Below are 26,546 nucleotides of genomic sequence, written 5' to 3'. Positions count from 1 at the left end.
TGGTGGGTCTCGACGTCAGTCGCGACGGTAGATGCGGAGTCGGCCGTCCAAGACCTCGAACGCCGACTTCAACTGCGGCGGGATCGTCTCCGCCTTCCCAATTACCAGGTACCCGCTGGGCTTCAGCGAGTCCGCGATCGTCCGCAGGATTGGCTGCTTGTACTCGTTGTCGATGTAGATGAAGAGGTTCCGGCACACCACGAGATCGAACCCGCTCTTCGGGTCGTCGTTGATGAGGTCGTGCTTCGCGAACGTCACCTTCCGCCGGACACCCTCTCGCATCCGGAACGAATCCTCGTCCCGCTCCACGTACGCGTGGAAGTTCGAGAGGAAGGAGAGCTGTTCCTCGATGTCGACCGTCCGCGAACTCGAGTATTCGCCGTACTGCGCGGTCGCGAGCGACTCGTCGTTGATGTCCGTCCCGTAGAAGTGGAACTTCTCCGCGTCCACGCGCGGGTCGTCCATCGCGAGCATCGCCAGCGAGTACGGCTCTCGGCCGTCCGCGCACGCAGCAGACCACACGTACACGTGCTCGTTCTCCGCCGAGAGGTCCCGGAGCACGCCACGGATCCCCTCCCAGACGTCCGGATTCCGGAAGAACCCCGTGACGTTGATCGAGAACGCGTCGAGGAGCGCTTGCGCTTCCTCCTCGTTCCCGGCGAGTATCTCGAAGTACTCGTCGTAGTCCGCCGCCCCCGTGCGGCGCATCCGGCTCGCCAGCCGACGCTGCAGGTAGCTGTCGTTGTAGTGGCTCGTCGCGAACCCGATCTCGTCCTCGACGTACGCCGTCACTCGCTCGTAGGCAGCGTCACCGCTCACAGCTCGACCACTCCACGGTCGCCGTCGGCGGTTCGAACCGTGAGCGTCCCCGTGCCCGTGTCGAACTCGACCGTGCGACCGCGCTGCCCGCCCGTGTCCTCGGCGACGACCGGGACGCCGAGCTTGTCGAGCTCCTCCTTCGCCGCGGCCGTGTTCCGCTGGCCGACGCCGTCACCGAAGGACTCGAACTCGAACATGTCGCTCCCGCCCGCGATCCGCGCCTCCACGCTCGTGTACGCCGCCCCCTTCTCCACCATCCGACGGAGCATCGCGCGGATTGCGGTGTCCGCGTACTTCCCGGGCTTCTCGTCCGCACCACCCGCGGAATCGCCGTCCGGGAGCATCACGTGCGCGAGCCCACCGATCTTCGAGTCCGGGTCCCAGAGCGCGACCGCGAGACACGACCCGAGCCCGTACGACTTCAGGGTGTCCTCGGCGTCCCGCCCGCGGACCACGAACTCCGAGATCCCGACCTGGACCGGCTCGGGCGCACCGGGTTCGCTACCGTACGTCTTCATACCTCCTCCATCTCACGTCCACCATCCTCGCGTTCGTCGTCGTCACGTTCGTCGTCCTCATGCGTTCTCCAGTTCGTCGATCGAGACGTCCGCCTTCGTCTCGGCGTCCGCGACCTTCTCGACGTCCAGTTCGTTCAACGCTCGCTCCAGGTCGGCCTGGTCCGGGATCGCGTAGATCGAGCAGTCGAACTCGCGGTCGTTCGCGCGCATCACGGTGTCGAACACGAACGCGAACTCCTGGTCCTCGCCGAGCTGGATGACGACGGGGTCGATGACGGCGGCGCCGTAGTCGTGGATGTACTCGGGCGGCGAATGATCGATCGTCGTGTCGAGGACGTTCGCCCACCCGTCGATGAACCCGCTCGCCATGATGTTCCCGAGTTCCTTGATCGCGGAGACGCCGAGGTCGCCGAACTCGTCGTCGGGCGGACTCGGCACGGTCGCCTCCACGACCTCGCGCGCACTCTGCTCGTCGAACAGGAACAGGAGGTACCCCGATGGGTTGCCGTCGAGTTCGTGCGCGACGCCGACGAGCATCTCGTCGTCAATCTCCTCCGGGATCGCTTCGAGGCTCGCGAAGTTCAACCGCCGGACCTCGACCTCGGTATCGATGCCGGTGAGCGTCGTGATGTTCGACGCGACCTCCTTCGCGCCCTGTTTCGCCATCTCGTCGAACCCGGCGAGCTTGTCGTACTCGATCCCGACCGAGTTCGGGTCGCGGTGCCGGTCGAGGACGCGCGCCATCGACTCGCGCTCCGGGAACAGGTAGTGCCGGAACTCGATCTCGGTGTCGACGGCCTCGATCCGGCTCTGGAAGAGGAGCGCGAAGTCGTCCGCGTTCGGTGCCTCCGCGAGGTCGCCGATGAACGCGTCCGCGGTCGCACCCTCGACGAACTCCGGGGTCTCCACGTCGATCGCGGTCTCGAGGACGTCCGCCCAGCCGTCGATGAACCCGGCGTTCATGATCTGGCCGACCTCCGTCACCGCGCTCCGACTCATGTCGTCGAACTCGTCGGCGTCCGCGCTATCCAAGAGGATGCGAACGACCTCGAGCGCGCTCTCCCGGTCGAAGACGATCACGGAGTGCCCGTCGATCCCGTCCGACAGTTCGACGCGGATGCCGACCTTGTCGCGGCCGTCGTCGAACTCCTTCTGGATCTCCGAGCCCCGCATGAAGTTCAGTTTCGTCACGCCGACGCGCGTCTCCACGCCCGTCATCCGCGTGAGTCGGCCCGCGGCGAGGCCGGCGCCTTCGCGCGCCATCTCGTAGAAGGTCCCGAGTGCCTTGATGTCCAGTTTCATTGGGGCTGGGCCTCGATGCTGTTGACCATCTCCACGAATTCCTCGAGGTCGGGGAACGCGTAGATCTCCGCTGCGATGTCGTAACTCGGGACCGTGAGGTTCGAGTCGAAGAACAGCGCGAGGTCCTCGCCGCCGAGACCCGCCGTCCGCTCGACGATGTCTCCAGCGGGCGCGTACACGAGCTGGGGCGTCGCGATGTCGATCGTCCGCCCGAGCACGTCCGCCCACCCGTCGATGAACCCGCTGGCCATCATGTTCCCGAGTTCCTCGACCGCGGACCGCGCCATCTCGCCGGACACGTCACCCATGTCGTCGACCATGTCCGACAGCATCAGCGCCGTCACCTTCTTCGCGGACGATTCCGGGAAGAGGATGAGGACGTGCCCGTGTGGCGGCTCCATCAGCCGCACGCGGACGCCGACGCGCTTCCCGTCGTCGAGCTGGGACTTGATGTCCTGGACGTCGATGAAGTTCGTCTTCGTCACCTCCATCTGGGCGTCCTCGCCCGTCAGTTTACTCATGTTCTCGGCGACGCCGTTCGTCCCCACCTTTGCCATCTCGTTGATGAAGCTAAGCTTCCGAATGTCGACCATCAAGCTCATGGATTGTAGTCGTTCATAGCGTTTTCACGTCGAGGATGTTCACGACCTCGCCCTCGCCGAGGACCGTCGCGCCCGAGAGCCCTGGAATCCCACCGAGGACGTCGTCGTACGGCTTCACGACGACTTCCTGTTGGCCCTGAACGCGGTCGCAGTGCAGCGCCACGTCCCTGACGTCCCCGCGGACGTGCAGGAGCATGCCGCCGCCGTCCGCCCGGGCGCTGCCCGGCGATTCGAGCGCGTCACCGAGTCGGACGAGCGGGGTCTCGTCCCCGTCGTCGGTTCGAACGACCTCGCGGTCGCCGACCTGTTCCACCGCCGCCGCCGAGCCGATGTCCCGAACGACCTTCGTCGGGACGCCGAACTCCTCGTCGCCGCACTCCACGAACAGGACGTCGTCGATCGCGACCGACACCGGAAGCACGAGCCGTATCGTGGTGCCCTCGCCGAGTTCGCTCTCGATCTCGACCTCGCCGTCGAGGTCTTCGACCGTCGACCGGACGACGTCCATCCCCACCCCACGACCGCTGACGTCCGTCACTTCCGGCGCCGTCGACAGCCCCGGATGGAACACGAGCTCGCGCGCCTCGTCGTCCGTCATCGCGTCCGCCTCCTCGCGATCGAGGATGCCCTCCTCGACGGCTTCGTCGCGGAGGACGTCCGGGTCGAGGCCGCGGCCGTCGTCGCTGACTTCCACGACGACGCGATCCCGCGCCCGACGCGCTTCGAGCCGCACGGTTCCCGCGTCCGGTTTCTCCAATTCCTCGCGTTCCTCGGGCGATTCGATGCCGTGGTCGACGGCGTTCCGCACGAGGTGCACGAGCGGGTCGCTGATCTCGTCGAGGATGGTGCGGTCCATCTCGACGTCCTCGCCCTCCATCTCGAAGTCGACGCTCTTGCCCTGTTCGCGCGAGACGTCGCGGACGACCCGCGGCAGGTTATTCGCGACCATCTTCAGGGGGACGAGCCGGATGTCCATCACGGTGTCCTGGAGTTCGCCCGTGATGTCCTCGAGTTCGTCGAGGTCGTCGTCGAGCGTCGCGGCGCTCGCGCCCTCCTCGACGGAGCGACGCAACCGGACGCGGTTCGTGACGAGTCCCTCGACGAGGTTCAGCAGGCGGTCGACCTGGTCGACGTCGACGCGAACGCTCTGCACGTCGCCGTCGCCGTCGTCGTCGCCGCCGCGCGGGAGCGTCGCGTCGACGAGCGCCCGCGCTTCGTCGGGGTCCATCTCGCCTTCGGGCGCGTCGGCAGCGTCGCCACCCGCGTCGTCGGGCGCGTCGTCGAACCCGCCAGCGTCGACGTCGCCGTACTCGACGCCGGCGTCGACGCCGTCGTCGAACCCGCCGGCGTCCGTCCCGAAGTCACCGGTCTCGACGTCCGCACCGGCGGTCCCGGCGTCCGCGTCGGGGTCGTCGAGTTCGAACTCGCCGACTTCGACGCTATCGAGGTCCTCCTCGTCTGCGCCCGCGAGCGGGCCGGCGGTCGGGTCGGTCTCGGGCGTCGCGTCGTCGGCGTCCCGAGCCGCGGCTTCGATTTCGGAGTCGCTAGCCCCGAGGTCGAGGTCGTCGTCCCCGAGATCGGGGTCGTCGTCGAAGCCGTCCGCGTCGAGGCCGTCCGCGTCGAACTCGCTGCCGAGGTCGTCCGCGTCGACGTCACTTGAGAGGTCGTCATCGCCGGTCGCGCTCGACAGCGTATCGTCGGCGTCCGCGAACGCGTCGTCGACGTCGTCGAGGGACGTGCCGGCGTCCGGGTCGGCGGCGTCGAGGTCGAACTCGTCGTCGCCGAAGTCGTCGCCGAACCCACCCGCGTCGGCGTCGGTGTCGGCGGTCGTCGGATCGTCGAAGTCGTCGACGTCCGGCGCGCTCTCGAACCCGTCTGCGGACTCCAGCTCCGGCTCGTCCTCGTCGGACGCGCCGGCTTCGACGGCTTCGGTCGCGTCGGCCGTCTGCGCTTCGTCGAGCGCGTCACTGGCGTCTGCGACGGCACCGTCGTCCGCGTCTCCAGCGACGTCGTCGTCGACGCTCGGTGCGTCGGCCTCTACGTCCGCTGCGTCGGCGTCGACCGTCTCGGCCTCCACGTCCGCTACGTCCGCGTTCGCTTCGACTTCGGTAGCGTCCGCGTTCGCTTCGACTTCGGTAGCGTCCGCGTTCGCTTCGACTTCGGTAGCGTCCGCGTTCGCTTCGACTTCGGTAGCGTCCGCGTTCGCTTCGACTTCGGTAGCGTCCGCGTTCGCTTCGGCAGCGTCCGCGTCGTCGGCTTCGTCGAACCCGGTGACGTCGTCGACGAGGATGTCTTCGAGGTCGTCGTCCCCGATCTCGGCGTCGCCGCCGAAGAAGTCGTCGTCGCCCTCCTCGAAGTCGTCGCCGAGGAGTTCGTCGAACCCGACCTCCTCCTCGTCGCTGTACTCGTCGAACTCGAGTTCGTCGAGCTCGTCCTGAAGTTCGTCGAACCCGACCGGGTCGACCTCCTGTTTGAGTTCGGCGAACGTCTCCGCGGCGTCCTCGACTTGCTCGTCCTCGTCGGCGTCGTCCGCCCCGGCGTCGGCGCCGTCGCCGAGATCCAGGTCGTCGTCGCCCGCGAGGTCGAGGTCGTCGTCGCCCGCGAAGTCGAGTTCGTCCTCGCCGTCGAGGTTCGTCCCGTCGTCACCGGCGAGGTCGAGGTCGTCCTCGCCGCCGAGCGGGTCGGCGGCGGGTTCGTCCGCCGGGTCCAGGTCGTCGCCGAGGTCGAGGTCCTCGAACGACCCGGCCTCGCCGAGGTCGTCGAACCCGGACACGTCGTCCATCTCCTCGACGAGCGCGTCCAGGTCGTCGTACTCGTCGAACTCGCCGAGGAGTTCGTCGACGGACATGTCCTGGGCGACGTCCTCGTCGATCTCCGCGGCGGGGTCGTCCGGAATCGCGCCGCCGTCGTCCCCGGCCGCCGCAGCATCGGCGGCGTCGACGGCGTCAGCGTCCTCCGCGGCGTCGACGGCGTTGTAGCGGTCGGTGACGTCGGAGATGATCCAGTTGTCGACCGCGCCGACGGGCTCTAGCGCCGCCTCGATCGCCGACGGCGTCACCGCCGACCCGAACACCGCGTCGATGCGGCCCGACGCGTCGTCCGCGTCCACCACGTCCCGGGACGGCGTCGTCCCGAGCAAGTCGAACGCGTCCTCGAGCGCGTCCACGACGAGCGCGGCGTTGTTCACGTCGTCGTCGCGGACGATCGAGAGCCGGACGTGGTACAACGTCTGGTCCGCCTCGTCGAGCGCGTCCGCCTCGCGGACCGCGTCGTCGAGATCGCCGCCCGACGGTTCCGTGATCGATGGCGCACCCGTCGCGTCCGCCTCGACCGCCCGCAGGCGCTCGATCGTGTCGCTCGGATCCGTTCGAATCTCACCGTGCGCGCGCACGTCGTCGAGCATCGACTCGAACTCGTCGACGGCCGCGAACACGTCGTCCATCAGGTCCGCGGACACCGCCATCTGGCCCGACCGGACCGCGTCCAGCAAGTCCTCGATGGCGTGTGCCAGGTCGCTGGCCTCGTCGAACCCCATCGCGCCCGCATTCCCCTTCAGCGTGTGCGCCATGCGGAAGATGCGGTCCATCGCCTCCTCGTCACCCGGTTCGCGCTCCAGCTCCAGCAGCGCGTTGTTCAGCTCGGTGACGTTCTCTTCGCCCTCCTGCACGAAGTCGCGTACGTACTCATCCATGGGTCGGAGCCTCCTGCGCGAACGCGTCACAGATGGCGCCGGGGACGTCGTCCGCAGCGCAGACGCGATCGACGCACCCGGTCGCGATCGCTTGCTGCGGGATCCCGAACACCGGACTGGACGCCTCGTCCTGAGCGATCGTCGCCCCACCTGCTCGTTTGATGGCCTCGATCCCGGCCGCGCCGTCCTTCCCCATGCCCGTCAGCGCGACGCCGACGAGTGGATCGGAGACGACGTCCGCGGCCGTCCGCATCGTCACGTCGATCGCCGGCCGGACGCCGTGCTCGCGCTCGCGCTCCGTCAGGCGAACGCGAAGGTTTCCGGCGACGTTCGACGCCACCTCGAGGTGAAAGTCGCCCTTCGCGACCACCACGTCGCCGTCGCCGACGCGCTGGCCGTCCGACGCCTCGGTGACGGAGAACGGCAGGAGCGTGTCGAGTCGCGCCGCGAGCCGGTTCGTGAAACTCGCGGGCATGTGCTGGACGACCAGCACCTTCGGATCGAGCGTCACCGGGAGCGCGCGCAGGACGCCCTCGAGGATCTTCGGGCCGCCCGTCGACGCCCCGATCACTATCGTGGGGTGCTCGACGAACGCTCGGTCGGGCTCCGGTGCTGGTCGGTCGCCGGCTGACGACGCCGATCGCGAGTCGTCGTTCTCAGCGCCGGCCGACGCTGCTGTCGGCGTCCCAGCAGTCGCTTTGGTCGCGGGCGTCGCCGGCGTAATCGACGCCAGGTCCGCGCCCGCGACCGCGTCGATCTTCTCGACGATACGGTCGCCGAGGGACTTCAGGTCCCGCGTCACCTCCCCGCCGGGTTTCGGGAGGAAGTCGACGGCGCCGCGCGCGAGCGCGTCGAGCGTCGCCTCCGCGCCCGTCTCCGTGTGCGCGGACAACATCAGGATCGGCGTCGGCTTCGACGCCATGATGCGCGACACCGCCTCGATGCCGTCCATCCCGGGCATCTCCACGTCCATCGTGACGACGTCCGGGTCGTGATCGTGCACCATCTCGATGGCTTCCTGGCCGTCGCTGGCGCTCATGACCCGGTACCCGTGGTCCGCGACCACATTCCCGATGACCGTGCGCATGAACTGCGAATCGTCGACGACCAGCACGCTCGTCATGCAGGCACGACGTCCTTCAACGCCTTCCTGACGCTGGGTTCCTCGAACGGCTTCGTGACGTACCCGTCGGCGCCCGCCTTGACGGCGAGTTTCATCTTCTCGCGCTGGCCGACGGACGTGCACATGATGACCCGCGAGTTCGGATCGAGTTTCTTTATCGCGGCTGTCGCCTTGATGCCGTTACACTTCGGCATCACGATGTCCATCATGACGATGTCCGGGTCCTGTTCCTTGTACAACTTCACCGCTTCGGCCCCGTTGGACGCCTCTCCCAGTATCTCGTAATCGTCCTCCAGAATCTGTCTGAGGAGATTCCGCATAAAATGAGAGTCGTCCACGATGAGCACCCCTGTCGACATTCGGTTAATACACCACGCAATCGTAGACGAAGCAAAAACATAAATGCTATTGCCCGGTTATCAAACGCGATAATCTCCGGTAGGTGGCTCCTACTGTCCGCTCTCGGGCGTCCTCGTCTCCTTTGCGATGCGAGTCGCGACGCGACTATGACACGTTCGACGGCGCGTCGTCGGACTGGCCGACCGGACCGGACGCCTCGACGATCCCCTCGACGTCGACGAGTCCGACCGGGTCGGTCTTCTCGCCGTTCTCCACGCGATGCAAGAGAGCGGCGACGAGCGGGTGGTCGGCGGCCTCGTCGTCGACCGTCTCGCTCGGCGTCACGTACTTCAGCGGGAACAGCTCCACGCCCTCGACCGCGTCGACGCGGATCCCCGCGGACTGTCGCCCCTGGGGCATGTCGAAGACGATGATGCGCTGGTCGCTCGTCGCGGGCTCGGCGGCTCGCGTCGGGAAGTGCGACCGGGCGTCGATGATCGCGGTGATCTCCCCGCGGAGGTCCATGATCCCGTCGATGGCGCTCGCGGCGCGCGGGACGCGCGTTGTCGCGCCGACCGTGACGATGTTCCGTACGGCGTCGACGGACACCGCGAGCCGTCGGTCGCCGACGGCGAAGACGACGAAGTCCTCGAACTCGTCGGGGTCGCCGTCGCCGTCTCCGCGGTCCGTGTCGGACTCTCTCGTCTCGTCGTCGGACGGCGACGAGACTTCGACGTCCTGTAACTCGTCGGGGAGGTCGGCGGACATACTCGTGTTCGAGAATCCGTAGCCATCGATAAAAACCTGACCCCCGAACGGTCGGCGTCCGAGAGCAAGCGGCCACCACCAGCGGACGACGCCGAAGCTATCGTCGTGTCGCGGGCGGTATCTCTTCGCCAGCCACAAGTTTCAAACGTGATAATCGTAAACGACGGGTACATGAGTGGGAGTGCTCGGTCGGGAGACGTCGCGGCCAACGTCCTCTCAGCGCTCGGGAGCAAGTACAGCGCCGAGATCCTCTGCGCGGCCCGCACGCCGACGTCCGCCCAGGACCTCGCGGACGAACTCGGCGTCCCGATCGCGACGTGCTACCGGCGCATCGAGGAACTGGAGTCCGCCGGGTTGCTCCAGTGCGAGGGCCGCCAGCTCTCGGACGAGGGGCGTCGGACGAACGTCTACCGGCGGACGCTCGACGAGTTCGCCATCGAGTTCTCCGGCGACGCGCCCCTCCTGACGACCGAGGATCGGTCCGCTGCGAAGAACGAGATACAGGAACAGATGGACTGAGACCCGCGGACCGCTCCCCACCGACCCGACCCTCATCACTCCCGCCTTCATCACTCCCGGCTCCCGTCAATCGCACTTCGAGCCTTCGCGTTCTCTCACCAATCTCGATTCACACCGTCCCGGAGCCCAGCCCGTGATGCGCCCGACGCGACCGGAATCGTTCACTTGCATCGGGGGTGTGTGTCCGGCGATGCTGGAGCGCACGCTCCCTCAGTCGGTCGGGGAATCCACGCCGTCGACGTCGGCGTCGGGGTCAGAGTCGGCGTCGCGTTCGCGCGCCCAGACGGTGACGCCGATGCCGGCGAGCGCGACTGCGCCGCCGACGACGGTGAGCCAGCCCGGGACCTCCGCGAAGAGGAGGAGTGCGAGGACGGCGGCGCCGACGGGTTCGCCGAGCAGGGAGACGGAGACGACCGCTGACTCGACGCGCTCGAGCAGCCAGTTGATGACGGTGTGCCCGAACAGGCCCGGGCCGACGGCCATCGCGAGGAAGAGCACGTACTCCACCGCCTCGTAGCCGAGGAGCGCGTCCCCCTGGAGGAGGACCGCCGCGAGGAGCGCGACCGTGCACGCACCGTAGACGACCGTGACGTACGGGAACACGCGAATGCGCTGACGGAGCGACCGGCCGACGAGCACGTAGCCCGCGGCCATCGCGGCGGAGACGACCGCGAGCGCGTTCCCGAGCAACGGCTGTGGCGCACTGGAGGCGCTGACACCCGAGGCGTCCATGCCGATGAGTGCCGCGCCGACGACCGCGACGAGGATGCCGACGACGACGCGGGACGTGACGCGGTCCGAGAGCACGAGCCACGCGCCGATGGCGACGAACACGGGCTGGGTCTGGACGAGCGTCGCGCTCGCCGCGATCGTCGTCAGGTCGATGCTCGCGAACCAGAGCGCGAAGTGCGCGGCCAGCGCCACGCCCGCAACGACCGCGACCGCGAGGTCGCGGGTCGTGATCGCCGAGAAGTCGCCGGGGTTCCGGCGGAGCGCGACCGGCGCGACGAGCGCCGTCATGAAGAGCACGCGATAGAACGCCTTCACGGTGCTCGGCGCACCCGACAGCTCGACGAGCGGCGCGCTCGTCGAGACCGCGAGCACCGCGACGACGAGCCCGACGACCGGCCGCTCTGCGACGAGCCCGCGAAGCCTCGCGAACACGCCTCGACGTCGGCCCAGGTCCGAAAAAGCGGTTCCGGTACCGGTCGGCTCGGCCGCCACCGACCGCTTCGGCCGCAATCCGTCGGCTCGGCCGCCACCGGTCGCGTGACCGACCGTATCAGCCGCCGACCGATCGCGTCACTCGGCGTCGCCCGGGACGTCGAAGTCGTGGAAGTGCTCGCCCTCCTCCTTGCTGAGGACGTCGAGGGCGGCCGCGCCACCGTCGCCCGCGGAGATGATCGCCTGCCACTCCTGGTCGCGGACCATCGCGCCGGTCGCGTAGGCGTCCGCGACGCTCGTCTCCATCGAGAGGTTCACCGACACCGTCCCGTCGTCGTCGAACTCGCACCCGAGGGACTCGGCCAGGTCGCGGTTCGCGCCCGTCGCGAGCACGACGTAGTCCGCCTCGTACTCGCTCTCCGCTTCGTCGCTCGTGCGGACGACGAACCCGTCGTCGGTCGACTCGACGTCCGTCACTTCCTCGGCCTGGTTGCGTTCGACGCCGTAGGAGTCGGCGTGCTCGCGGGCGTCCTCCAGGAACCGGCTGCCACCGATCGACTCGATGCCGAGGTAGTTGAACAGGTGGGCCTTGTGCATCCACGTCTCGTCGGTGTCGAACACCGTCGTGTCGAGCCCGTTCTTCGCGGTGAACAGCGCGGCGCTCAGGCCGGCGGGACCGCCGCCGACGACTACTACGCGTGCCATGCTATCGAACCACGGGCTGGACGGGAAAAAGCGTACGCGTCCCGGAACCCGTCGAATCCAGCCTGTTCGAGCACGTCCCGCCTACTCGAGGAGCCGCTTCGTTCGCCCGTGTCGGTCCCGGAACATCCCCTCGAAGCCGAGTTTCGCGAACGGCCCCACCGCGTCGCCGAGCGCACCGAACGGCAGCCGGTAGTCGACGCGGTCGCGAACGATCGTGTCGCCGTCGTCCGCGTAGAACATGTGTGCGTGCCGCCACTCGCGGAACGGCCCGTCGCGCATTTCGTCGACGAAGTACGCCGACCCGTCGGTCTCCTCGCGCTCGACGATGACGGACGTCCACGACAGCGCAGGCGTCACGCCCAGCGGGTGCATCCGCATGTCGATCTCCGCACCTGTCTCCAGGACGTCGGGCTCCGGTTCACCGTCCGGACCGCGGACCGAGACGACCTCCAGTCGCATGAACTCTGGCGTCAACGCCTCGAGACCGGCGACGTCGGAATGGAAGTCCCAGACGGTCTCGAACGGCGCGTGCACGCGGACGTCGCGCTGGAACGTCGGCATGTACAGAACTTACCGCTGGACCGGCAAAACGTCGCGGGTACTGGAACTCACCAGGGGAACGAAAAACGGCCGCTCGAAGCGACAGGGGTCCGCCGGTGGGTCACTTCAGTCGTTCCTGGAGGAACGAGGGGTGTGCTGCCGTCACGCCGTCGATCGCGAGGATCTCGTCCTCGATGATCGCCCCGACCGCGTTCCCGTCCTCCGCGCGGACCTCCGCCATCAGCATGTGGTCGCCGCTGGACGTGTACAGCGACTCGACCTCGTCGAGCGCTTTCAGGGCGCGCGTCCCCTCGACGTACTTCTCGCTCGCCACGTCGATGCCGACGAGCGCGATCGACTGACTGGAGAGCTTCTTCGGGTCGACCTCCGCGGAGTACCCGACGATGACTCCCTCCGATTCGAGTTCGTTGATATACTTCCGTACCGTCGGCTTCGAGACCCCCGCGCGGTCGGCGATCTCCGCGTGGGACGCTTGCGCGTCCTCCTCGAGGATGGAGAGGATGCGGTCCGCCGTGGACTCCGTACTCATATGTAGAACAAATTTGGGTGGACGCGAAAGAACCTTTCGGACCACGGAACTGGAACGTGCGAAGTGGGAGATTCAGCGAACGTCAGAGCGACTCCGTCGACAGTCGCGTCGTCGAACGTACTCGACGATCCACCCGTCAAACGGACGTCGGCCGTCGCCCATTGCAAGGTCACACGTTTTGGATGGATAGCCCCACTCAATCCGCATGGCGCTCTACGAAGTTATGCTGCTCTTCACGGGACTCGCCATCGCCGGCGCGGTCGTCCTCCCGAGGTACGTGTCGGACAAACCGATGTCGTTCCCGATCATCTACGTCCTCGCCGGCTTCGTCCTGTTCTCGCTACCACTCGGCGTCCAGTACCCGGACCCGATAGAGCACGTGGAGGTGACCGAGCGACTCACCGAACTCGTCGTCATCATCGCGTTGATGGGCGCGGGACTCAAGATCGACCGCCCGTTCTCCTTCAGAGGGTGGGGGTCGACGTGGCGACTGCTCGCCATCGCGATGCCGCTCACCATCGGTGCGGCCGCACTCCTCGGCTGGGGACTCCTCGGGACGCTTCCCGCGACGGCGATACTGCTCGGCGCGGTCATCGCACCCACCGATCCCGTGCTCGCGTCCGACGTCCAGGCGACCGAACCGACCGAAGACGTCGACGAGGACGTGAAATCGAGCGACCAGGGTGGAAACATCAGGTTCAGTCTCACGTCCGAAGCGGGACTGAACGACGGCCTCGCGTTCCCGTTCACGAACCTCGCGATAGCGGTCGCCGCCGCGAGCGGGGTCGCCGGCTACGCGTGGCTAGGCGAGTGGTTCCTGATCGACGTCGCGTACAAGCTCGGCGTCGGCGCGATCGCCGGGTACGCCGCCGGGTGGGCGCTCGCGTGGGTGATCTTCGGCGCACCCGCGAGCACCGACCTCGCCCGGGTGCTCGCCGGTGGCGAAGCCCTCGCGGGCACCCTCCTTACGTACGCCGCCACCGAACTCGTCGGCGGGTACGGGTTCCTCGCGGTGTTCGTAGCCGCGATCACGCTCCGCCACTACGAGTGGACCGACGACTACTACGTCAACCTCCACGACTTCGCCGTCATCGTCGAACGACTGCTGATGGCCGCCGTCCTCGTCCTCTTCGGTGGCGCGATCGCCGGCGGTCTGCTCTCACCGCTCGACTGGCTGGACGCCGTCGTCGGCCTCGCGCTCCTGTTCGTCGTCCGCCCGCTCGCTGGCCTCCTCAGCTTCCTCGGGTCGAGCGTCGACTGGGACGAACGACTCGTCGTCTCGTCGTACGGCATCCGCGGCATCGGGTCGTTCTACTACCTCGCGCACGCGCTCAACGAGGCGTCGTTCCAGGAGGCCGAGCTCGTCCTCGCCGGCGAGCGTCTCTGGGCGCTCCTCGGGTTCGTCGTCCTCGTCTCGATCGTCGTCCACGGCATCAGCGCGAACTACGTCATGAACGTCGTCGACAGGCGACGGCACGGGCACGAGGCCGACGAACCGACGGTGTCGGGGATGGACTGACGACTCACCGGACGCGAAACCGGAGCGAAGACGGGTCCCGACTCGGATCGAAGGAAGGGGTCGGCGGCTCAGGTGTGGCGCTCGAGCAGGTCGTAGCTCCGCTCCCACTCGTAGTCGTCGTCGAAGTACCGCTCCGCGAGCGGTTCCTCGGGCATCTCGCCGATCTCCCGCTTCTGTTGCTGGTAGGACACTGACTCGTCGTCGACGTAGTACCGGCCCGTGAGGACCTCGCCCTCGTAGAGGGCTTCCTCGGTCTTCGTCATCATCTCCTGGGCTTCGGTCCGCGAGCCCGTGTCGAAGTCGTAGTCGTCGGACTCCTGGACGTCGATGTACGGCACGTACTGGCGCGCGTCCTTGTTCCACGTCGGGCACTGCGTGAGGAAGTCGATGTGCGCGAACCCGTCGTGCTCGATGGCTTCCTTGATGATCTCCTTGGCCTGGTTCGGGTTCACCGCGGCCGTGCGGGCGACGTACGTCGCGCCGCTCGTGAGCGCGAGCGACAGCGGCCGGATCGGCGTCTTCGTGTTCCCGTGGGGCTGGGTCTTGGACTTGTGGCCCTTCGGGCTCGTCGGGCTCGTCTGGCCCTTCGTCAGCCCGAAGATCTCGTTGTTGAACACGATGTACGTCATGTCGTGGTTCTCGCGAGCGGTGTGCATCGTGTGGTTCCCACCGATGCCGTACCCGTCGCCGTCGCCGCCCGCGGCGATTACCTCGACGCCGGGGTTCGCGAGCTTCGCCGCCCGAGCGACCGGGAGCGCGCGGCCGTGGATCGTGTGGAACCCGTACGTGTCGAGGTAGCTGTTCAGCTTCCCAGAGCACCCGATGCCCGTCACGGTGAGCACTTCCTCGGGGGTCTTGCCGACCTCCGGGAGCGCCTGCTTCAGCGCCTTCAGGACGCCGAAGTCACCGCACCCCGGACACCACGTGGGCTGGGGTTCGATACCGGGCGTGAACTCGTCCCGGTCGATCTCGCGTTCGTCGTCGACTGCGTTGAATGCACTCATGGATTAGTCACCTGCTGCGGGTTCGATGCGGACCTGCGCGGTGAGGTCCGTGGCGTCCCCGTTCACGTTCGCCTCGAAGCCTTCGACGACCTCAGCGGGCTCGAAGGGATTGCCGTTGTACTTCAGGAGGCTCGTCATCTTGTCGCCGAAGCGACCGAGTTCGCGCTGGACGTGCCCGCGGAACTGCGCGGTCGCGTTCATCTCGACGACCATCGCTTCGTCCACGCTCTCCAGCCACTCCGTGACCTCGGTGGCGGCGAACGGCATCATGTCCGACACCGAGAGCGCCTTGACGCTCTCGCCGTCCGCGTTGAGGCGGTCGACCGCCTCGAACACCGCACCCTGACTCGACCCCCACGTGAGGATGCCGTAGTCGGCCTCCTCGGGGCCGTAGTACGTCTGCTGGGTCTCGTGCTCCTCGTCGAGTTCGCGACGGATAGCTTCCTTCTTGCGCTTCCGGCGGTCCATCTGCGCGACGCGGTTGTCCGGGTCCTCGCTGATGTGCCCGGACGCGTTGTGCTCGTTCCCGCTCGCGAGGAATCGGCCGCCCTTCTGACCGGGGAGCGACCGCGGACTCACGCCTTCCCCGAACCGGTCGCCGTAAGCGGCCTCGGGGTCGTGCTGGAAGCGGTGGAACTTCCCGGAGTCGTCGTGTGCGGCCTCCCGGAGTTCCTCCTCGCTGAGCGTCGACCCGAGGTCGGGCGCGGGCTCGCGGTCGAAGAACTCGACGTCGACGTTCGTGTTCTCGCCACCGAGCTTCTGGTCGTAGACGAGGATCGCGGGGATCTGGTAGTCGTACGCGATCTTGAACGCCATCCGCGTCTGCTCGTAGGCCTCGCGGATGTTCCCGGGCGCGAACACGACGCGCTGGGAGTCGCCCTGGCTCGTGTAGAGGACGTGCTCCAAGTCGCCCTGTTCGGGCTTCGTCGGCATCCCCGTGGACGGGCCGGCGCGCATCGCTTCGACGAGCACGAGCGGCGTCTCCGTCTGCTCGGCGAGCCCGAGGGGTTCGCTCATCAGCGCGAACCCGCCGCCGGAGGACCCGGACATCGCCTTCGCGCCGTTGTGGCTGGCGCCGACCGCGAGCGCGGCCGCAGCGATCTCGTCCTCGACCTGCTCGGAGATGCCGCCCATCCCCGGGAGGTTCTGGCTCATGATCGTGAAGACGTCCGTCCACGGCGTCATCGGGTAGCCCGCGATGAACCGACAGCCGGCGTCGATCGCGCCGTACGCGATCGCGTTCGACCCGGAGAGCAGCGCTTGCTCGTCCTCGTACTCGCCCGTGGGGGCGCGGAGGTCGTGGGTCATGTCGGTGTTCTCCTTGACGTCCTCGTACGTGTCCTCGAGGATCGTGACGTTCGCGTCGAGGATGTCGCCGGACATCGCCTCGCCCATGATCTCCTTGATGTGCGCGAGATCCATGTCCAGCAGCGCGGCGGTCGCGGCGACGCCAGCGGTGTTCCGCATGACCTCGCGCCCGTGTTCCTTCGCGATCTCGCGGAGGTCCATCGGGTAGAGGTGCCAGTCGTTCTCCTCAGCGCGCTCCTCGAGGTTCAGCTCGGCGACGTCCTCCTCGTCGAGCAGGCCGGTGTCGTAGACGACGACGCCGCCCTCCCGGAGGTCGTCGAGGTTCTCGCTGAGCGGTTTCAGTTCCTCGTTCCCGTAGTAGGCGTTCTCCTTCGGGTTCCGCGCGAAGGAGTCGCCGAGGGCGAGGAGGAAGTTGTATCCGTCGCCGCGGGAGCGGACTTCGTGGTCGGCCGCACGGATCTCGACGTACGTGTGGCCACCGCGAATTCGAGACGGATAGTGACGGTGCGTGAAGATGTTCAGCCCCGACCGCATCAGGGCTTTCGCGAAGTTCTGGCTCGTCGAGTCGATCCCGTCGCCGGAACCGCCAGAGACGCGCCAGATGAGTTCGTCGTCAGTCATTGTTGGAATCACGGCCCCTGGTGGACCTAGGTAGGTGGAGATTCACGTGAAACGGACTAAAGCCTTTGCTATCCATTAGCACACAATAATTGTGAAGAACCGCTGAACCGTTGTAGCGTTGTCGCAGACGGCGTCGCCACGTGGTATTCAAAACGGACGTTCATTTCAGTTCCAGGTCTGGATTCGACGGCGGCACACCCGCCGCCGGTGGTCGCCCCGCCGCGCCCTCTCGTCCGGGGCTACTCGTTCCGTGGACTGCTCGGGTGGTAGTCGGTGTCGTACTCGCCGACGTCGCCGTCGGCGCGGTCCGGGTTGATGCGCCCCGCGAGCAGCATGAAGTCGACGAGCGTCAGCGCGAGCATCGCCTCGACGACCGGGACGCCACGCGGCGGCAACACGGGGTCGTGGCGCCCGATGACCTGCTCGGTCTTCTCCTCGCCGGTCTCCCAGTCCACCGTCTCCTGCTCGATCGGGATCGACGTCGGCGCGTGTAGCGTCACCTCGCCGTAGATCGGTTCGCCCGACGAGATGCCACCCTGGATGCCGCCGTGGTCATTCTCGGTCGGTACCGGCTCCCCGTCTTCGCCGAATTCCCACTCGTCGTTGCGCTCGCTACCCGTCCACTCCGTCGCGTCCGTCCCCAGCCCGAACTCAAACGCGGTCGTCGCCGGAACCGCCATCATCGCCTGCCCGAGACGCGCCGACAGCGAATCGAACCGCGGCGCACCCAAACCGCGCGGCACGCCCTCGACGCGGAACTCGATGCTCCCGCCGATCGAGTCCCCGGCCTCCTGATACTCGTCGATGCGCTCGCGCATCCGCTCCGCGGTCTCCGGGTGCGCACACCGCACCGGGTTCTCCTCGCTGTACTCCAGCATCTCCTCGAACGACACCTCCGGCGCCTCGATATCGTCGATCTGGTTCACGTGCGCCTTCAAACGGACGCCTTCGCGCTCCAGGAGCTTCTTCGCGATCGCGCCCGCCGCCACCCAGTTCACGGTCTCGCGCGCCGACGACCGACCGCCGCCGCCCCAGCTCCGCGTCCCGAACTTCGACGAGTACGTGAAGTCGCCGTGGGAGGGGCGGGGCGCCGTGACGAACGGCTCGTACTTCCCCGACCGGGCGTCCTTGTTCTCGATGACCATCCCGATCGGCGTCCCCGTCGTGTAGCCGTCCTGGATGCCGGACTTGATGGAGACGGCGTCCGGTTCGCCTCGACTCGTCGTGATCTTCGACTGTCCCGGCTTGCGCCGATCGAGGTCCCGCTGGACGTCTTCCTCCGAGAGCTCCAGGCCCGCGGGACACCCCGACACCGTCACGCCCATCGCGTCGCCGTGGCTCTCCCCGAACGTCGCGATCTGGAAGAGCCGCCCGAACGAGTTCCCGTTCATGCCGCCACCTACGCGCCCCACCCTTTCAACCCTGCCGTAGATGCAATTCCGACCCACTACCACGAGCCCTCGACGGCGTCGCGACCGAGGATTGATGAACGGGGCCGCGGCCACCCTCGCCATCACTTGACCGACGCCGCCGGCGGGCCAGGGCGGGAGCGTGACGACCCCGCCGGCGACAAGCCGCGACCGTCACCTGCCAGCCAGCGAGAGACAGTCCGCCAGCGACCGCTACGAGAGCGCGTCCGCGACCTCGTCGAGGCGACCGGCAGCGAACGGCACGAGCATCTCGTCGGGGTGGAGGCCGCCGTGCATTCCGACGAACTCGAGGCTCGCCGGCGCGGCGTCACCGCCGAAGTAGACGCCGAGCGTCGGGTGGAGGACGACGAGGTCGCCAACGCGCCGCTTCGTCTCGGGCGCGACCGGGCCGTCGCCGTAGAGCCCAGCGTCTATCGCCTCCTTGCCGTCGAGGACGAACGCGCCGACGTCCTCCTCGAGGACGCGCCGGACGTCCGTTTTCGCGTCGTCGCGGACGTGCAGTTCCACGCTCCGCGGCCCCCCGGAGAGGTACACTGGCGACCCGTCCTCGAAGCGTTCGAGCCCGTCGACGACGGTCGGGTACGTCGTGAGGTCGACGTTCCGCTCGGGGTCCGTGTCTATCTGGCCGTGGTCGGCGGCGAACGCGACGAGGACGTCGTCGTCCGCGCCGAGCGCGTCGTCCGCGGCAGCGACGGCGTCCGCGACCGCCTGCCACGTCTCGTCGACGACGTCCGCGTACGTCCCCGAGTGGTTGCCGTCGTGGTGGCCGCTCGCGTCGATCTGTGGCAGGTAGACGTAGACGTAAGCCGGGTCGTCCGCGGCCCCGAGCGCGGTACTCACGGTCTCCGGAAGTGTCGCGAGGTCTTCGCCGTCGTACTGCGAGGGGGTCGCGCCCGAGTACGACCCCGGGAACGGCGCGACGGTCCGACAGTCGACGCCACGCGCGTCGAGCCCGGGGTAGATGGCGTCGACTGCGAACGCGTCCTCGGCCCCATACTCGGACACGTCGCTGCCGCCCGTGCCGTCGAACTTGAGCCCCAGGAACGAGGCGTCGAGAGCGGGATCGTAGACGTCCCAGCCGAGGACGCCGTGCTCGGCGGGATAGGCGCCGGTGTTCAGGGTCGTGATGGCGGCGGCCGTCTCGCTCGGGAACACGGACGTCAGCGGCGTGACGGTCGTCGACGCTTCGATTCCGGTGACGACCGGGTGGTCGCGGTGGTCGTGCCACTGCGCGAGCCCGAACCCGTCGACGAGGAACAGGAGGACGTAGTCGACGTCGCGCGCGCCGTCCACGGCGACGCCGTCGACGCCGTCGTAGACGTCGGCTGGGAGTCGTCGCGTTCCGGTGGGTTCGCCGAGCGCGCTCGTGAGCGTCCCGGGGACGTTCCCGAAGCAGTAGTCCTCGTACGCCGGGTAGAGCCGCGGGCCGTCCTCCTGGAAGCGGTCCCGGAGGTCGGCGGCGACCTCGTCGCGGAGCATGGTCACGACGAGGGAACCCCGGCACAAGAAATCGACGGCGCCACGCGACCGAGTGTCACGAGGCGCCCGCTACCTCTCACCGACCGTCGCCGCGATCGGACGTCGTCGCGATCAGTCGATCGGGTGGGCGTGCGCGCCGAGGTCCGCGAGAGCGTCGAAGAACCCGGGGAAGGAGACGTCGACGTGCTCGCAGCCCCGAACGGTCGTATCTCCGTCGGCGGCGAGTGCTGCGACGGCGAGCGCCATGACGAGACGGTGGTCGGCGCGGCCGTCGACGGTCGCCCCCTGGAGGTCGGTGTCGCCGCCGTGCACGGTGAGCGCGTCGCGTTCCTCGGTGACGATCGCGCCCATCTTCGAGAGTTCCTCGGCCATCGCGGTCACGCGGTCGGTCTCCTTGTATCGGACGTGCTCGGCGTTCTCGATTCGGGTGTCGCCGTCGGCGACCGCGCCGAGTGCAGCGATCGTCGGGAGGAGGTCGGGGGTAGCGCCGACGTCGACGGTGACCCCGGAGAGCGCGCTCCGTTCGACGGTCGCCGTCCCAGACTCGCGGTCCCAGTCGATTGGCGCTCCCATGCGCTCGATGACGTCGATGATGGCGGCGTCGCCCTGCGCGCTCGGGACCGCACCCTCGACGGTCACGGACGGGTCACCGGCGACGGCGCCCGCGCCGAGGAGGTACGACATCGACGAGAAATCCCCCGGAACCCGGTACTCGCCGCCCGCGGGGTCGTAGGACTGCCCGCCGTCGACGCGGTAGCCCGCGACGCTCCCGACCTCGGCGTCGCCGCCAGCGGACTCGGTCGCGTCGACGCCGAACGCGTCGAGGACGTCGAGCGTGACGTCGACGTACGGCGCGGACTTCAATTCTGTCTCGAGGGCCACTGTCACGCCGTCGTCGGTGAGCGCGCCCGCCATCAGGAGCGCGGTGACGAACTGCGAGGAGACGTCGCCGGGGATACTCGCCGTCCCGCCGTCCATCGGGCCGTCGACCACGAGTGGCGCCCGTCCGTTCGAGCGCGTGCTTCGCGCGGTGGCGCCGAGCTGTTCGAGCGCGTCGAGCAACGGACCCTGCGGGCGCGACCGGAGCGACGAGTCGCCGGTGAGGACGGTCGTGCCGTCGACGAGTCCGGCGACCGCGGTCACGAGCCGCATCGTCGTGCCGCTGTTCGCGCAGTCGACGACGTCCGCGGGCGTGCCCGGCGATCCGGCGACGCCATCGACGTCGAGTTCGGTCTCGTTGTCCGTGACGTCGACGCTCCCGCCGAACGCTTCGACGGCTCGCGCGGTCGCTCGCGTGTCAGCGCTCAGGAGTGGGTCGCGGACGGTCGCTCCATCGCCGAGTCCGGCGGCGAGGATGGCGCGATGCGTGTAACTCTTCGACGGCGGCGCTCGCGCCGTCCCCGAGACGGCCGACGGCGAGACGTGTGCGTCCATGCTCGAGGCGTGGACGGCCGGCGAGTTATGGGTACCGACGTCGTCAACGTCAGCCAGCCAGGTCCGTTCCGCCCCAGCAGCGTGGGACGCCGCGGGCGTGCGAGTGAAGTTCCTCGCCGCCGGACGTACGGACGTGTCCAGGGGGTCGGCGGACCCGCGAGTCGTGGACGTGCTCGTCGTGCACGCCGACGACGTGGTGACGGCGCTCGCAGCGACCGCGCAAGGCCGGGAGACGGTGCTGCGCGTGACCCCACCGTTCCGTCCACGACAACGGGCTCGCATTCACGTTCCCGGTGGCGACTTCTCCGGCGAAGACGACTCCAGGAGCGAGCACTCCGCGAGCGACCAGGACGCAGCTGGAACGCCGTTGCTCGTTCCACCGAGCGCGTTCCTCGATGCGGACGCGCCGTCGTTCCCGCGAGCGCCCGACACCGAACCCGCGCCAGCCGACTCGCCGTCCTACGACGTCGACGAGCACTTCCACCGGCACGAGGACACCGTCACAGAGTGGCGCGAGACAATCACCGAGCACTTCCGCGAGCAAACCGCGGTCGCCGGACCCGACGGCGCGGACTGTCGGTTCGAAGTCCGGTACCTCGGTGCTGGAAAACAGTAGACGTAAGCCGAGGGCTGCCGTCGATGCGCGCATGGAACCGGACCTCTCCGGACTGGACGCGTACCTCGACGAGCAGGGCGTCGACGGCTACGCGTTCTTCGACGACGACTCGAACTCGGACCTCTACTACACGACCGGCTTCGGGGCCCCCGACCCGTTCTTCGCGGTGTACACGCCCGAGGAGACCGCGATACTCGTCTCATCGCTCGAGTACGGGCGAGCACGCAAAGAGAGCCGGGCCGACGTCGTCGAGCGACAGGCGGCGTACGATCCCCGGGAGAAGCGCGAGGAGTACGGCGAGGAACTCGTCCAGCAGAAGGTCGTCTCTGCGTTCTTGGAGGACGTCGGCGTCGAGTCGGTCGCGACCCAGTTCGGGTTCCCGGCGGGGCTCGCGGACGGACTCCGCGAGGAGGGCGTGACAGTCGACCCCGAGTACTCGCGGCACAGCGAGATCATGGGCGTCCGTGCGGTGAAGACCGACGAGGAACTCGAGCACGTCCGCGACGCCCAGAAGGCCAACGAGGAAGCGATGCGGGCGGCGGAGGCGCTCATCCGCGACGCGTCCGTCGAGGACGGCGTCCTTTACCACGACGGCGAGGCGTTGACGAGCGAGCGCGTGACCGAGGAGATCGAGGTGACGCTCCTCCGCCAGGGCTGTGCGCTCGACGAGACCATCGTCGCCTGTGGCTCGGACGCCGCAGACCCGCACGACCGCGGGGGGGGCCCGCTCGAGGCCGGCGAGACGATCATCGTCGACATCTTCCCGCGGAGCAAGGCGACGAAGTATCACGCAGACATGACGCGGACGTTCGTGAAGGGCGATGCGACCGAAACCCAGAAGGAGTGGCACGCGGTCACAGACGAGGCACGGAAGGCCGCGCTCGACGCTGTCGAAGCGGGCGTGAGCGGCGAAGAGGTGAACCAGGCGGTCGTCGACGTATACCAGGATGCCGGCCACCCGACGGTGTTCACCGACCCGGAGACCGAGACGGGATTCATCCACTCGACGGGTCACGGCGTCGGACTGGACGTCCACGAAGCCCCCTCGATCTCGCGGAACGGCCCGGAACTCGAGGCCGGGCACGTCATCACGATCGAACCTGGGCTCTACGACCCCGCGGTCGGTGGCGTCCGAATCGAGGACATCGTCGTCGTCACCGAAGACGGATACGAGAACCTCACCGACTACCCGATCGAACTCGAGGTCGAGTAGCGACCACGCGAGGCGGGTCCGTCGCCGCGAGTCGGCGCCGACGACCGCCACGTCGTCGAGTGGCGGTATCGAACGGCTTTTCTCCCGCGGTCGGCTATCCGCGTCCAGATGCGAGTGCTCGTCGTCGGTGCCGGACGGATGGGCCGCTGGCTCGGCGCGGCCGTCGACGCCACGGTGGCGTTCGCGGACGCCGACCCGGACGCGGCCGAGCGTGCAGCGGCCGCCGTACCCGACGCCGAACGTGCACCACTCGATCCCGGGGACGACGAGACGACGTACGACGTGGTCTGCGTTGCGGTCCCGTTGCCGGCGGTCGACGACGCGATCGCGACCCACGCTCCTCGCGCCGAGCGGGCGGTCGTGGACGTCGGCGGCGAGATGGCGGCGCCCGTCGCCGCAATGGCCGAACACGCCCCCGGCCGAGAACGACTGAGTCTCCACCCCCTGTTCGCGCCGGAGAACGCGCCCGGGTCCATCGCCGCGGTCCACGACGAACGCGGCCCCGTCACGGACGCCCTCCGCGAGTCGCTCACAGCCGCCGGGAACGACGTCTTCGACACTACCGTCGCGGAGCACGACGACGCCATGGCGTCCGTGCAGGCGGCGACGCACGCCGCCATCCTCGCGTGGCGCCTCGCCACCGAGGATGTCCGCGACGAGTTCCACACGCCACTCTCGCGGGAACTCGCCGACCTCGCCGAGCACGTCACCGGCCAGGATTCGCGCGTGTATGCCGACATCGCCGACCGCTATCCGGACGGCCGCGACGCGCTCGCCGACGCCGCCGCACGAATCGCTGACGCCGACCGCGACGCGTTCCTCGAGGCGTTCGCCGACGCCCGAGCCCGCGCCGAACGGGGAACCGAGTCACCGACCGAACCACCCACCGACCGAGAGCACGACCAGTGACAGACAGAGACGCAATCCGGAACAACGCGAAGTACCTCCAGCACGTCCGCCCCATCGACCCCGAGAAGATCTGCGAGTACGTCGACGGCCACCCGCATCCCGCCGTCGTCAAGCGAATCCTCCACGAGGAAGCGCTCGACCTGGGACTCGTCCAGCGGGCCGACGGGACGTTCGTCCCCGTCAGCGACGACCCCGTCCCGCACCGCGAGGGAACCGTCGAACGCTTCCCCATCGCGTACGCGCGAACGTTCGAGGACGAGCTCGTCGCCGCCTACGGCCCGGACTGGCATCGCGGCGACAGCGGCGATGCGCTCCGCACGACCATCCGCCGCTTGAAGGACGACTACTTCCACCAGCGCGACGTCACGTACGACGAGCGGGCCGCACTCGCGTACGGCTGCTATCACCTCCCGGACTTCTACGCCGCCATCCAGTACGTCCTCCGTGACCTCACCGAGAAACACCTCCTCGACCACGACCTCCGCATCCTCGACGTCGGCGCCGGCGTCGGCGGCCCCGCACTCGGTATCAACGACGCCCTCCCCGACGACGCGCTCGTCGACTACCACGCGCTCGAACCGAGCGCGAACGCCGACGTCCTCGAGACCATGCTCGCCGAGACCGGCGACAACTTCCACACCACCGTCCACCGCGACCGCGCCGAAGCCGTCGACCCCACCGGAATCGACATCGACGGTTCAGCGGATAACCCATCCGAATTCGACCTCGTCCTGTTCGCGAACGTCCTGAACGAACTCGAGGACCCCGAATCCGTCCTCGAGACGTACGCGAACGCCGTCGCCGACGACGGTGCACTCGTCGCGCTCGCACCCGCCGACGAGAACACCGCCACCGGCCTCCGAACGGCCGAACGCGCCGTCGTCCAGACGACCGACGCGACCGTCTACTCGCCGACCGTCCGACTCTGGGCCGGCCAGGAGCCCACCGACCACGGGTGGACGTTCGACGTCAAACCCGACCTCGACGTCCCCGAGTTCCAGCGCCGACTCGACGACGCCACCCCCGAGTCCGACACCGAGCACACGCCCGGCGAGTTCGTGAACGTCGACGTCCAGTACGCCTACAGCATCCTCCGCCGCGACGGCGCACGTCGCCTCGACGTCACCGCAAGCTCCTCGAAGTACGCGCGCATGGCCGACACCGAATCGCACGTCCCCAACCGGATCAAAGCGATCGCCGTCAAGCTCTCGCACGACCTGACCGACCGGGACGACGCCAACCCACTCTACAAGGTCGGGGACGGCAGCCAGGGAACCGACCACTACGCCGTCCTCACGAACGAAACCGCACTCAACGACGCCCTCGCGTACGCCGACTACGGCGACCTCCTCACGTTCGACGGCGTACTCGCCCTCTGGAACGACGACGAGCAAGCGTACAACCTCGTCGTCGACGAACAGACCACCGTCGACCACGCACCCGCACCACTGTAGCACGCTCGCTCGAATCGATCACCGACTCCCTTCGCGGGTCGCGAACGCCCGCGACCCACACGCTTAACCACCACACCGCCACAGACTCGGACATGACAAGCGCCGACGCCGACCGCTCGATCCTCCTCACGAACGACGACGGCATCGACAGCCCCGGCCTCCACGCGCTCGCCGACGCCCTCGACGACCACGGCGACGTCACCGTCGTCGCCCCAGCAGACGACCAGAGCGCCGTCGGCCGAAGCATGTCCACAACCGCCGAACTCACCGAGCACGAACTCGGGTACGCGGTCGAGGGCACTCCCACGGACTGCGTCGTCGCCGGCCTCACGGAGTTCATCGACGACCCAGACCTCGTCGTCGCCGGCTGCAACCGCGGCGCGAACCTCGGCCACTACGTTCTCGGACGCTCCGGTACCGTCTCAGCTGCCGTCGAAGCCGCGTTCTTCGGCCTCCCGGCAATCGCCACGAGTCTCTACGTCCCCATTCCCGGCGACGTCCAGTTCTCTGACGTCCAACCCGAGAAGGAAGACTACCGCGAAGCGGCCACCGCAACCGCGTACCTCGTCGAGCACGCCCTGGACACCGGCGTCTTCGACCACGCGGACTATTTGAACGTCAACGCCCCCATCCCCGAGAACGGCCCCGCGGAAATGGAGATCACGCGTCCCTCGCACTCCTACCACATGGACGCCACCCACGACGACGGCCGCATCGTCCTCCACGACCACATCTGGGAGCGCATGGCCAGCGGCGACGTCCCAGACGAACCCGGAACCGACCGCTACGCGATCGTCAACGGGAACGTCAGCGTCTCTCCACTCACCGCCCCCCACACGACCGAACACCACGACGCACTCGACGCCCTCGCAGAGACCTATACCGGACGATAACCCTTACCCAATACCAGACCGAACAC

The 26,546-nt window shown here is 68.1% G+C and carries 24 protein-coding genes; 7 read left to right on the top strand and 17 right to left on the bottom strand.

What is annotated here, in order from left to right:
- Window positions 1–15 precede the first annotated feature (15 nt).
- From G9C85_RS00430 to G9C85_RS00395, 8 genes are all read right to left on the bottom strand, one after another.
- Entirely contained in the window at window positions 16–819 is an 804-nt protein-coding gene (locus G9C85_RS00430) for a protein-glutamate O-methyltransferase CheR (RefSeq protein ID WP_166036205.1), read from the bottom strand.
- Complete coding sequence (locus G9C85_RS00425; RefSeq protein WP_166036204.1) at window positions 816–1,337, bottom strand: chemotaxis protein CheD; 522 nt, start codon at window positions 1,335–1,337, stop codon at window positions 816–818. The genes G9C85_RS00430 and G9C85_RS00425 overlap by 4 nt, the downstream gene beginning before the upstream one ends.
- Window positions 1,338–1,394: 57 nt before the next feature.
- A complete protein-coding gene (locus G9C85_RS00420; protein ID WP_166036203.1) occupies window positions 1,395–2,639 on the bottom strand; it encodes a chemotaxis protein CheC in 1,245 nt (414 codons plus the stop codon).
- Complete coding sequence (locus G9C85_RS00415) at window positions 2,636–3,241, bottom strand: chemotaxis protein CheC (protein ID WP_166036202.1); 606 nt, start codon at window positions 3,239–3,241, stop codon at window positions 2,636–2,638. The genes G9C85_RS00420 and G9C85_RS00415 overlap by 4 nt, the downstream gene beginning before the upstream one ends.
- Window positions 3,242–3,254: 13 nt before the next feature.
- Entirely contained in the window at window positions 3,255–6,932 is a 3,678-nt protein-coding gene (locus tag G9C85_RS00410; RefSeq protein WP_166036201.1) for a chemotaxis protein CheA, read from the bottom strand.
- On the bottom strand, window positions 6,925–8,055 hold the full coding sequence (gene cheB / locus G9C85_RS00405; RefSeq protein WP_166036200.1) for a chemotaxis-specific protein-glutamate methyltransferase CheB: 1,131 nt from the start codon (window positions 8,053–8,055) through the stop codon (window positions 6,925–6,927). Before cheB ends, G9C85_RS00410 begins: the two co-directional genes overlap by 8 nt.
- A complete protein-coding gene (cheY, locus tag G9C85_RS00400) occupies window positions 8,052–8,414 on the bottom strand; it encodes a chemotaxis protein CheY (protein WP_166036199.1) in 363 nt (120 codons plus the stop codon). The genes cheB and cheY overlap by 4 nt, the downstream gene beginning before the upstream one ends.
- Window positions 8,415–8,559: 145 nt before the next feature.
- A complete protein-coding gene (locus G9C85_RS00395) occupies window positions 8,560–9,162 on the bottom strand; it encodes a chemotaxis protein CheW (protein ID WP_166036198.1) in 603 nt (200 codons plus the stop codon).
- A 171-nt stretch (window positions 9,163–9,333) separates the two neighbouring features.
- Here G9C85_RS00395 and G9C85_RS00390 point away from each other — a divergent pair, with 171 nt between their 5' ends.
- A complete protein-coding gene (locus G9C85_RS00390; RefSeq protein ID WP_166036197.1) occupies window positions 9,334–9,681 on the top strand; it encodes a helix-turn-helix domain-containing protein in 348 nt (115 codons plus the stop codon).
- 210 nt (window positions 9,682–9,891) lie between these two features.
- Here G9C85_RS00390 and G9C85_RS00385 read toward each other — a convergent pair whose 3' ends face one another.
- The 4 genes from G9C85_RS00385 to lrpA1 all read right to left on the bottom strand — a co-directional run bounded on the left by G9C85_RS00385 (window position 9,892) and on the right by lrpA1 (window position 12,640).
- On the bottom strand, window positions 9,892–10,845 hold the full coding sequence (locus G9C85_RS00385; RefSeq protein ID WP_166036196.1) for a DMT family transporter: 954 nt from the start codon (window positions 10,843–10,845) through the stop codon (window positions 9,892–9,894).
- Between the two features lie 138 nt (window positions 10,846–10,983).
- A complete protein-coding gene (locus G9C85_RS00380; RefSeq protein WP_166036195.1) occupies window positions 10,984–11,550 on the bottom strand; it encodes an FAD-dependent oxidoreductase in 567 nt (188 codons plus the stop codon).
- A gap of 81 nt (window positions 11,551–11,631) precedes the next feature.
- Entirely contained in the window at window positions 11,632–12,111 is a 480-nt protein-coding gene (locus G9C85_RS00375) for an SRPBCC family protein (RefSeq protein ID WP_166036194.1), read from the bottom strand.
- A 100-nt stretch (window positions 12,112–12,211) separates the two neighbouring features.
- A complete protein-coding gene (gene lrpA1, locus G9C85_RS00370; RefSeq protein ID WP_166036193.1) occupies window positions 12,212–12,640 on the bottom strand; it encodes an HTH-type transcriptional regulator LrpA1 in 429 nt (142 codons plus the stop codon).
- 205 nt (window positions 12,641–12,845) lie between these two features.
- Here lrpA1 and G9C85_RS00365 point away from each other — a divergent pair, with 205 nt between their 5' ends.
- Window positions 12,846–14,159, top strand: coding sequence for a sodium:proton antiporter (locus G9C85_RS00365; protein WP_193570573.1), 1,314 nt, complete (start codon window positions 12,846–12,848; stop codon window positions 14,157–14,159).
- Between the two features lie 68 nt (window positions 14,160–14,227).
- Here G9C85_RS00365 and G9C85_RS00360 read toward each other — a convergent pair whose 3' ends face one another.
- The 5 genes from G9C85_RS00360 to aroA all read right to left on the bottom strand — a co-directional run bounded on the left by G9C85_RS00360 (window position 14,228) and on the right by aroA (window position 21,435).
- Window positions 14,228–15,163, bottom strand: coding sequence for a thiamine pyrophosphate-dependent enzyme (locus G9C85_RS00360; protein WP_166036192.1), 936 nt, complete (start codon window positions 15,161–15,163; stop codon window positions 14,228–14,230).
- 3 nt (window positions 15,164–15,166) lie between these two features.
- On the bottom strand, window positions 15,167–17,092 hold the full coding sequence (locus tag G9C85_RS00355; RefSeq protein WP_166036191.1) for a 2-oxoacid:acceptor oxidoreductase subunit alpha: 1,926 nt from the start codon (window positions 17,090–17,092) through the stop codon (window positions 15,167–15,169).
- Window positions 17,093–17,331: 239 nt separating this feature from the next.
- Window positions 17,332–18,483 (bottom strand): chorismate synthase, encoded by a 1,152-nt coding sequence (aroC, locus tag G9C85_RS00350; protein ID WP_166036190.1) that lies wholly within the window; start codon window positions 18,481–18,483, stop codon window positions 17,332–17,334.
- 231 nt (window positions 18,484–18,714) lie between these two features.
- Window positions 18,715–20,001 (bottom strand): alkaline phosphatase family protein, encoded by a 1,287-nt coding sequence (locus G9C85_RS00345; RefSeq protein WP_166036189.1) that lies wholly within the window; start codon window positions 19,999–20,001, stop codon window positions 18,715–18,717.
- A 111-nt stretch (window positions 20,002–20,112) separates the two neighbouring features.
- Window positions 20,113–21,435, bottom strand: coding sequence for a 3-phosphoshikimate 1-carboxyvinyltransferase (gene aroA / locus G9C85_RS00340; RefSeq protein ID WP_166036188.1), 1,323 nt, complete (start codon window positions 21,433–21,435; stop codon window positions 20,113–20,115).
- A 97-nt stretch (window positions 21,436–21,532) separates the two neighbouring features.
- On the opposite strand from aroA, the gene G9C85_RS00335 reads away from it, so the two are divergent.
- The 5 genes from G9C85_RS00335 (at window position 21,533) to surE (ending at window position 26,520) form a co-directional block, all read left to right on the top strand.
- Window positions 21,533–22,051 (top strand): hypothetical protein, encoded by a 519-nt coding sequence (locus tag G9C85_RS00335; RefSeq protein WP_166036187.1) that lies wholly within the window; start codon window positions 21,533–21,535, stop codon window positions 22,049–22,051.
- Window positions 22,052–22,082: 31 nt separating this feature from the next.
- Window positions 22,083–23,264, top strand: a complete 1,182-nt coding sequence (locus tag G9C85_RS00330; RefSeq protein ID WP_166036186.1) for a Xaa-Pro peptidase family protein — start codon at window positions 22,083–22,085, stop codon at window positions 23,262–23,264.
- Between the two features lie 108 nt (window positions 23,265–23,372).
- Window positions 23,373–24,173: a prephenate dehydrogenase/arogenate dehydrogenase family protein gene (locus tag G9C85_RS00325; protein WP_166036185.1), complete on the top strand. Its 801-nt coding sequence runs from the start codon at window positions 23,373–23,375 to the stop codon at window positions 24,171–24,173.
- A complete protein-coding gene (locus tag G9C85_RS00320; protein ID WP_166036184.1) occupies window positions 24,170–25,627 on the top strand; it encodes a class I SAM-dependent methyltransferase in 1,458 nt (485 codons plus the stop codon). Before G9C85_RS00325 ends, G9C85_RS00320 begins: the two co-directional genes overlap by 4 nt.
- Window positions 25,628–25,719: 92 nt before the next feature.
- On the top strand, window positions 25,720–26,520 hold the full coding sequence (surE, locus tag G9C85_RS00315) for a 5'/3'-nucleotidase SurE (protein WP_166036183.1): 801 nt from the start codon (window positions 25,720–25,722) through the stop codon (window positions 26,518–26,520).
- The last annotated feature ends 26 nt before the right edge of the window (window positions 26,521–26,546 follow it).

Source organism: Halorubellus sp. JP-L1 (assembly GCF_011440375.1).
In the GTDB taxonomy this organism is placed as follows: domain Archaea; phylum Halobacteriota; class Halobacteria; order Halobacteriales; family Natrialbaceae; genus Halorubellus.
The sequence above is the reverse complement of the archived record's forward strand: the minus strand, read 5'-3'. Positions and strand labels throughout refer to the sequence as shown.

What these genes read in the sequence shown, in the direction of transcription:
- surE (WP_166036183.1), top strand. Translation starts at nt 25,720, where the DNA reads ATGACAAGCGCCGACGCCGACCGCTCGATCCTCCTCACGAACGACGAC.
- G9C85_RS00420 (WP_166036203.1), bottom strand. Translation starts at nt 2,639, where the DNA reads ATGAAACTGGACATCAAGGCACTCGGGACCTTCTACGAGATGGCGCGC.
- G9C85_RS00375 (WP_166036194.1), bottom strand. Translation starts at nt 12,111, where the DNA reads ATGCCGACGTTCCAGCGCGACGTCCGCGTGCACGCGCCGTTCGAGACC.
- G9C85_RS00330 (WP_166036186.1), top strand. Translation starts at nt 22,083, where the DNA reads ATGGAACCGGACCTCTCCGGACTGGACGCGTACCTCGACGAGCAGGGC.
- cheY (WP_166036199.1), bottom strand. Translation starts at nt 8,414, where the DNA reads ATGTCGACAGGGGTGCTCATCGTGGACGACTCTCATTTTATGCGGAAT.
- G9C85_RS00325 (WP_166036185.1), top strand. Translation starts at nt 23,373, where the DNA reads ATGCGAGTGCTCGTCGTCGGTGCCGGACGGATGGGCCGCTGGCTCGGC.
- G9C85_RS00360 (WP_166036192.1), bottom strand. Translation starts at nt 15,163, where the DNA reads ATGAGTGCATTCAACGCAGTCGACGACGAACGCGAGATCGACCGGGAC.
- G9C85_RS00345 (WP_166036189.1), bottom strand. Translation starts at nt 20,001, where the DNA reads ATGCTCCGCGACGAGGTCGCCGCCGACCTCCGGGACCGCTTCCAGGAG.
- G9C85_RS00395 (WP_166036198.1), bottom strand. Translation starts at nt 9,162, where the DNA reads ATGTCCGCCGACCTCCCCGACGAGTTACAGGACGTCGAAGTCTCGTCG.
- G9C85_RS00425 (WP_166036204.1), bottom strand. Translation starts at nt 1,337, where the DNA reads ATGAAGACGTACGGTAGCGAACCCGGTGCGCCCGAGCCGGTCCAGGTC.
- G9C85_RS00410 (WP_166036201.1), bottom strand. Translation starts at nt 6,932, where the DNA reads ATGGATGAGTACGTACGCGACTTCGTGCAGGAGGGCGAAGAGAACGTC.
- cheB (WP_166036200.1), bottom strand. Translation starts at nt 8,055, where the DNA reads ATGACGAGCGTGCTGGTCGTCGACGATTCGCAGTTCATGCGCACGGTC.
- G9C85_RS00380 (WP_166036195.1), bottom strand. Translation starts at nt 11,550, where the DNA reads ATGGCACGCGTAGTAGTCGTCGGCGGCGGTCCCGCCGGCCTGAGCGCC.
- G9C85_RS00365 (WP_193570573.1), top strand. Translation starts at nt 12,846, where the DNA reads ATGGCGCTCTACGAAGTTATGCTGCTCTTCACGGGACTCGCCATCGCC.
- G9C85_RS00415 (WP_166036202.1), bottom strand. Translation starts at nt 3,241, where the DNA reads ATGAGCTTGATGGTCGACATTCGGAAGCTTAGCTTCATCAACGAGATG.
- lrpA1 (WP_166036193.1), bottom strand. Translation starts at nt 12,640, where the DNA reads ATGAGTACGGAGTCCACGGCGGACCGCATCCTCTCCATCCTCGAGGAG.
- aroC (WP_166036190.1), bottom strand. Translation starts at nt 18,483, where the DNA reads ATGAACGGGAACTCGTTCGGGCGGCTCTTCCAGATCGCGACGTTCGGG.
- aroA (WP_166036188.1), bottom strand. Translation starts at nt 21,435, where the DNA reads ATGGACGCACACGTCTCGCCGTCGGCCGTCTCGGGGACGGCGCGAGCG.
- G9C85_RS00355 (WP_166036191.1), bottom strand. Translation starts at nt 17,092, where the DNA reads ATGACTGACGACGAACTCATCTGGCGCGTCTCTGGCGGTTCCGGCGAC.
- G9C85_RS00390 (WP_166036197.1), top strand. Translation starts at nt 9,334, where the DNA reads ATGAGTGGGAGTGCTCGGTCGGGAGACGTCGCGGCCAACGTCCTCTCA.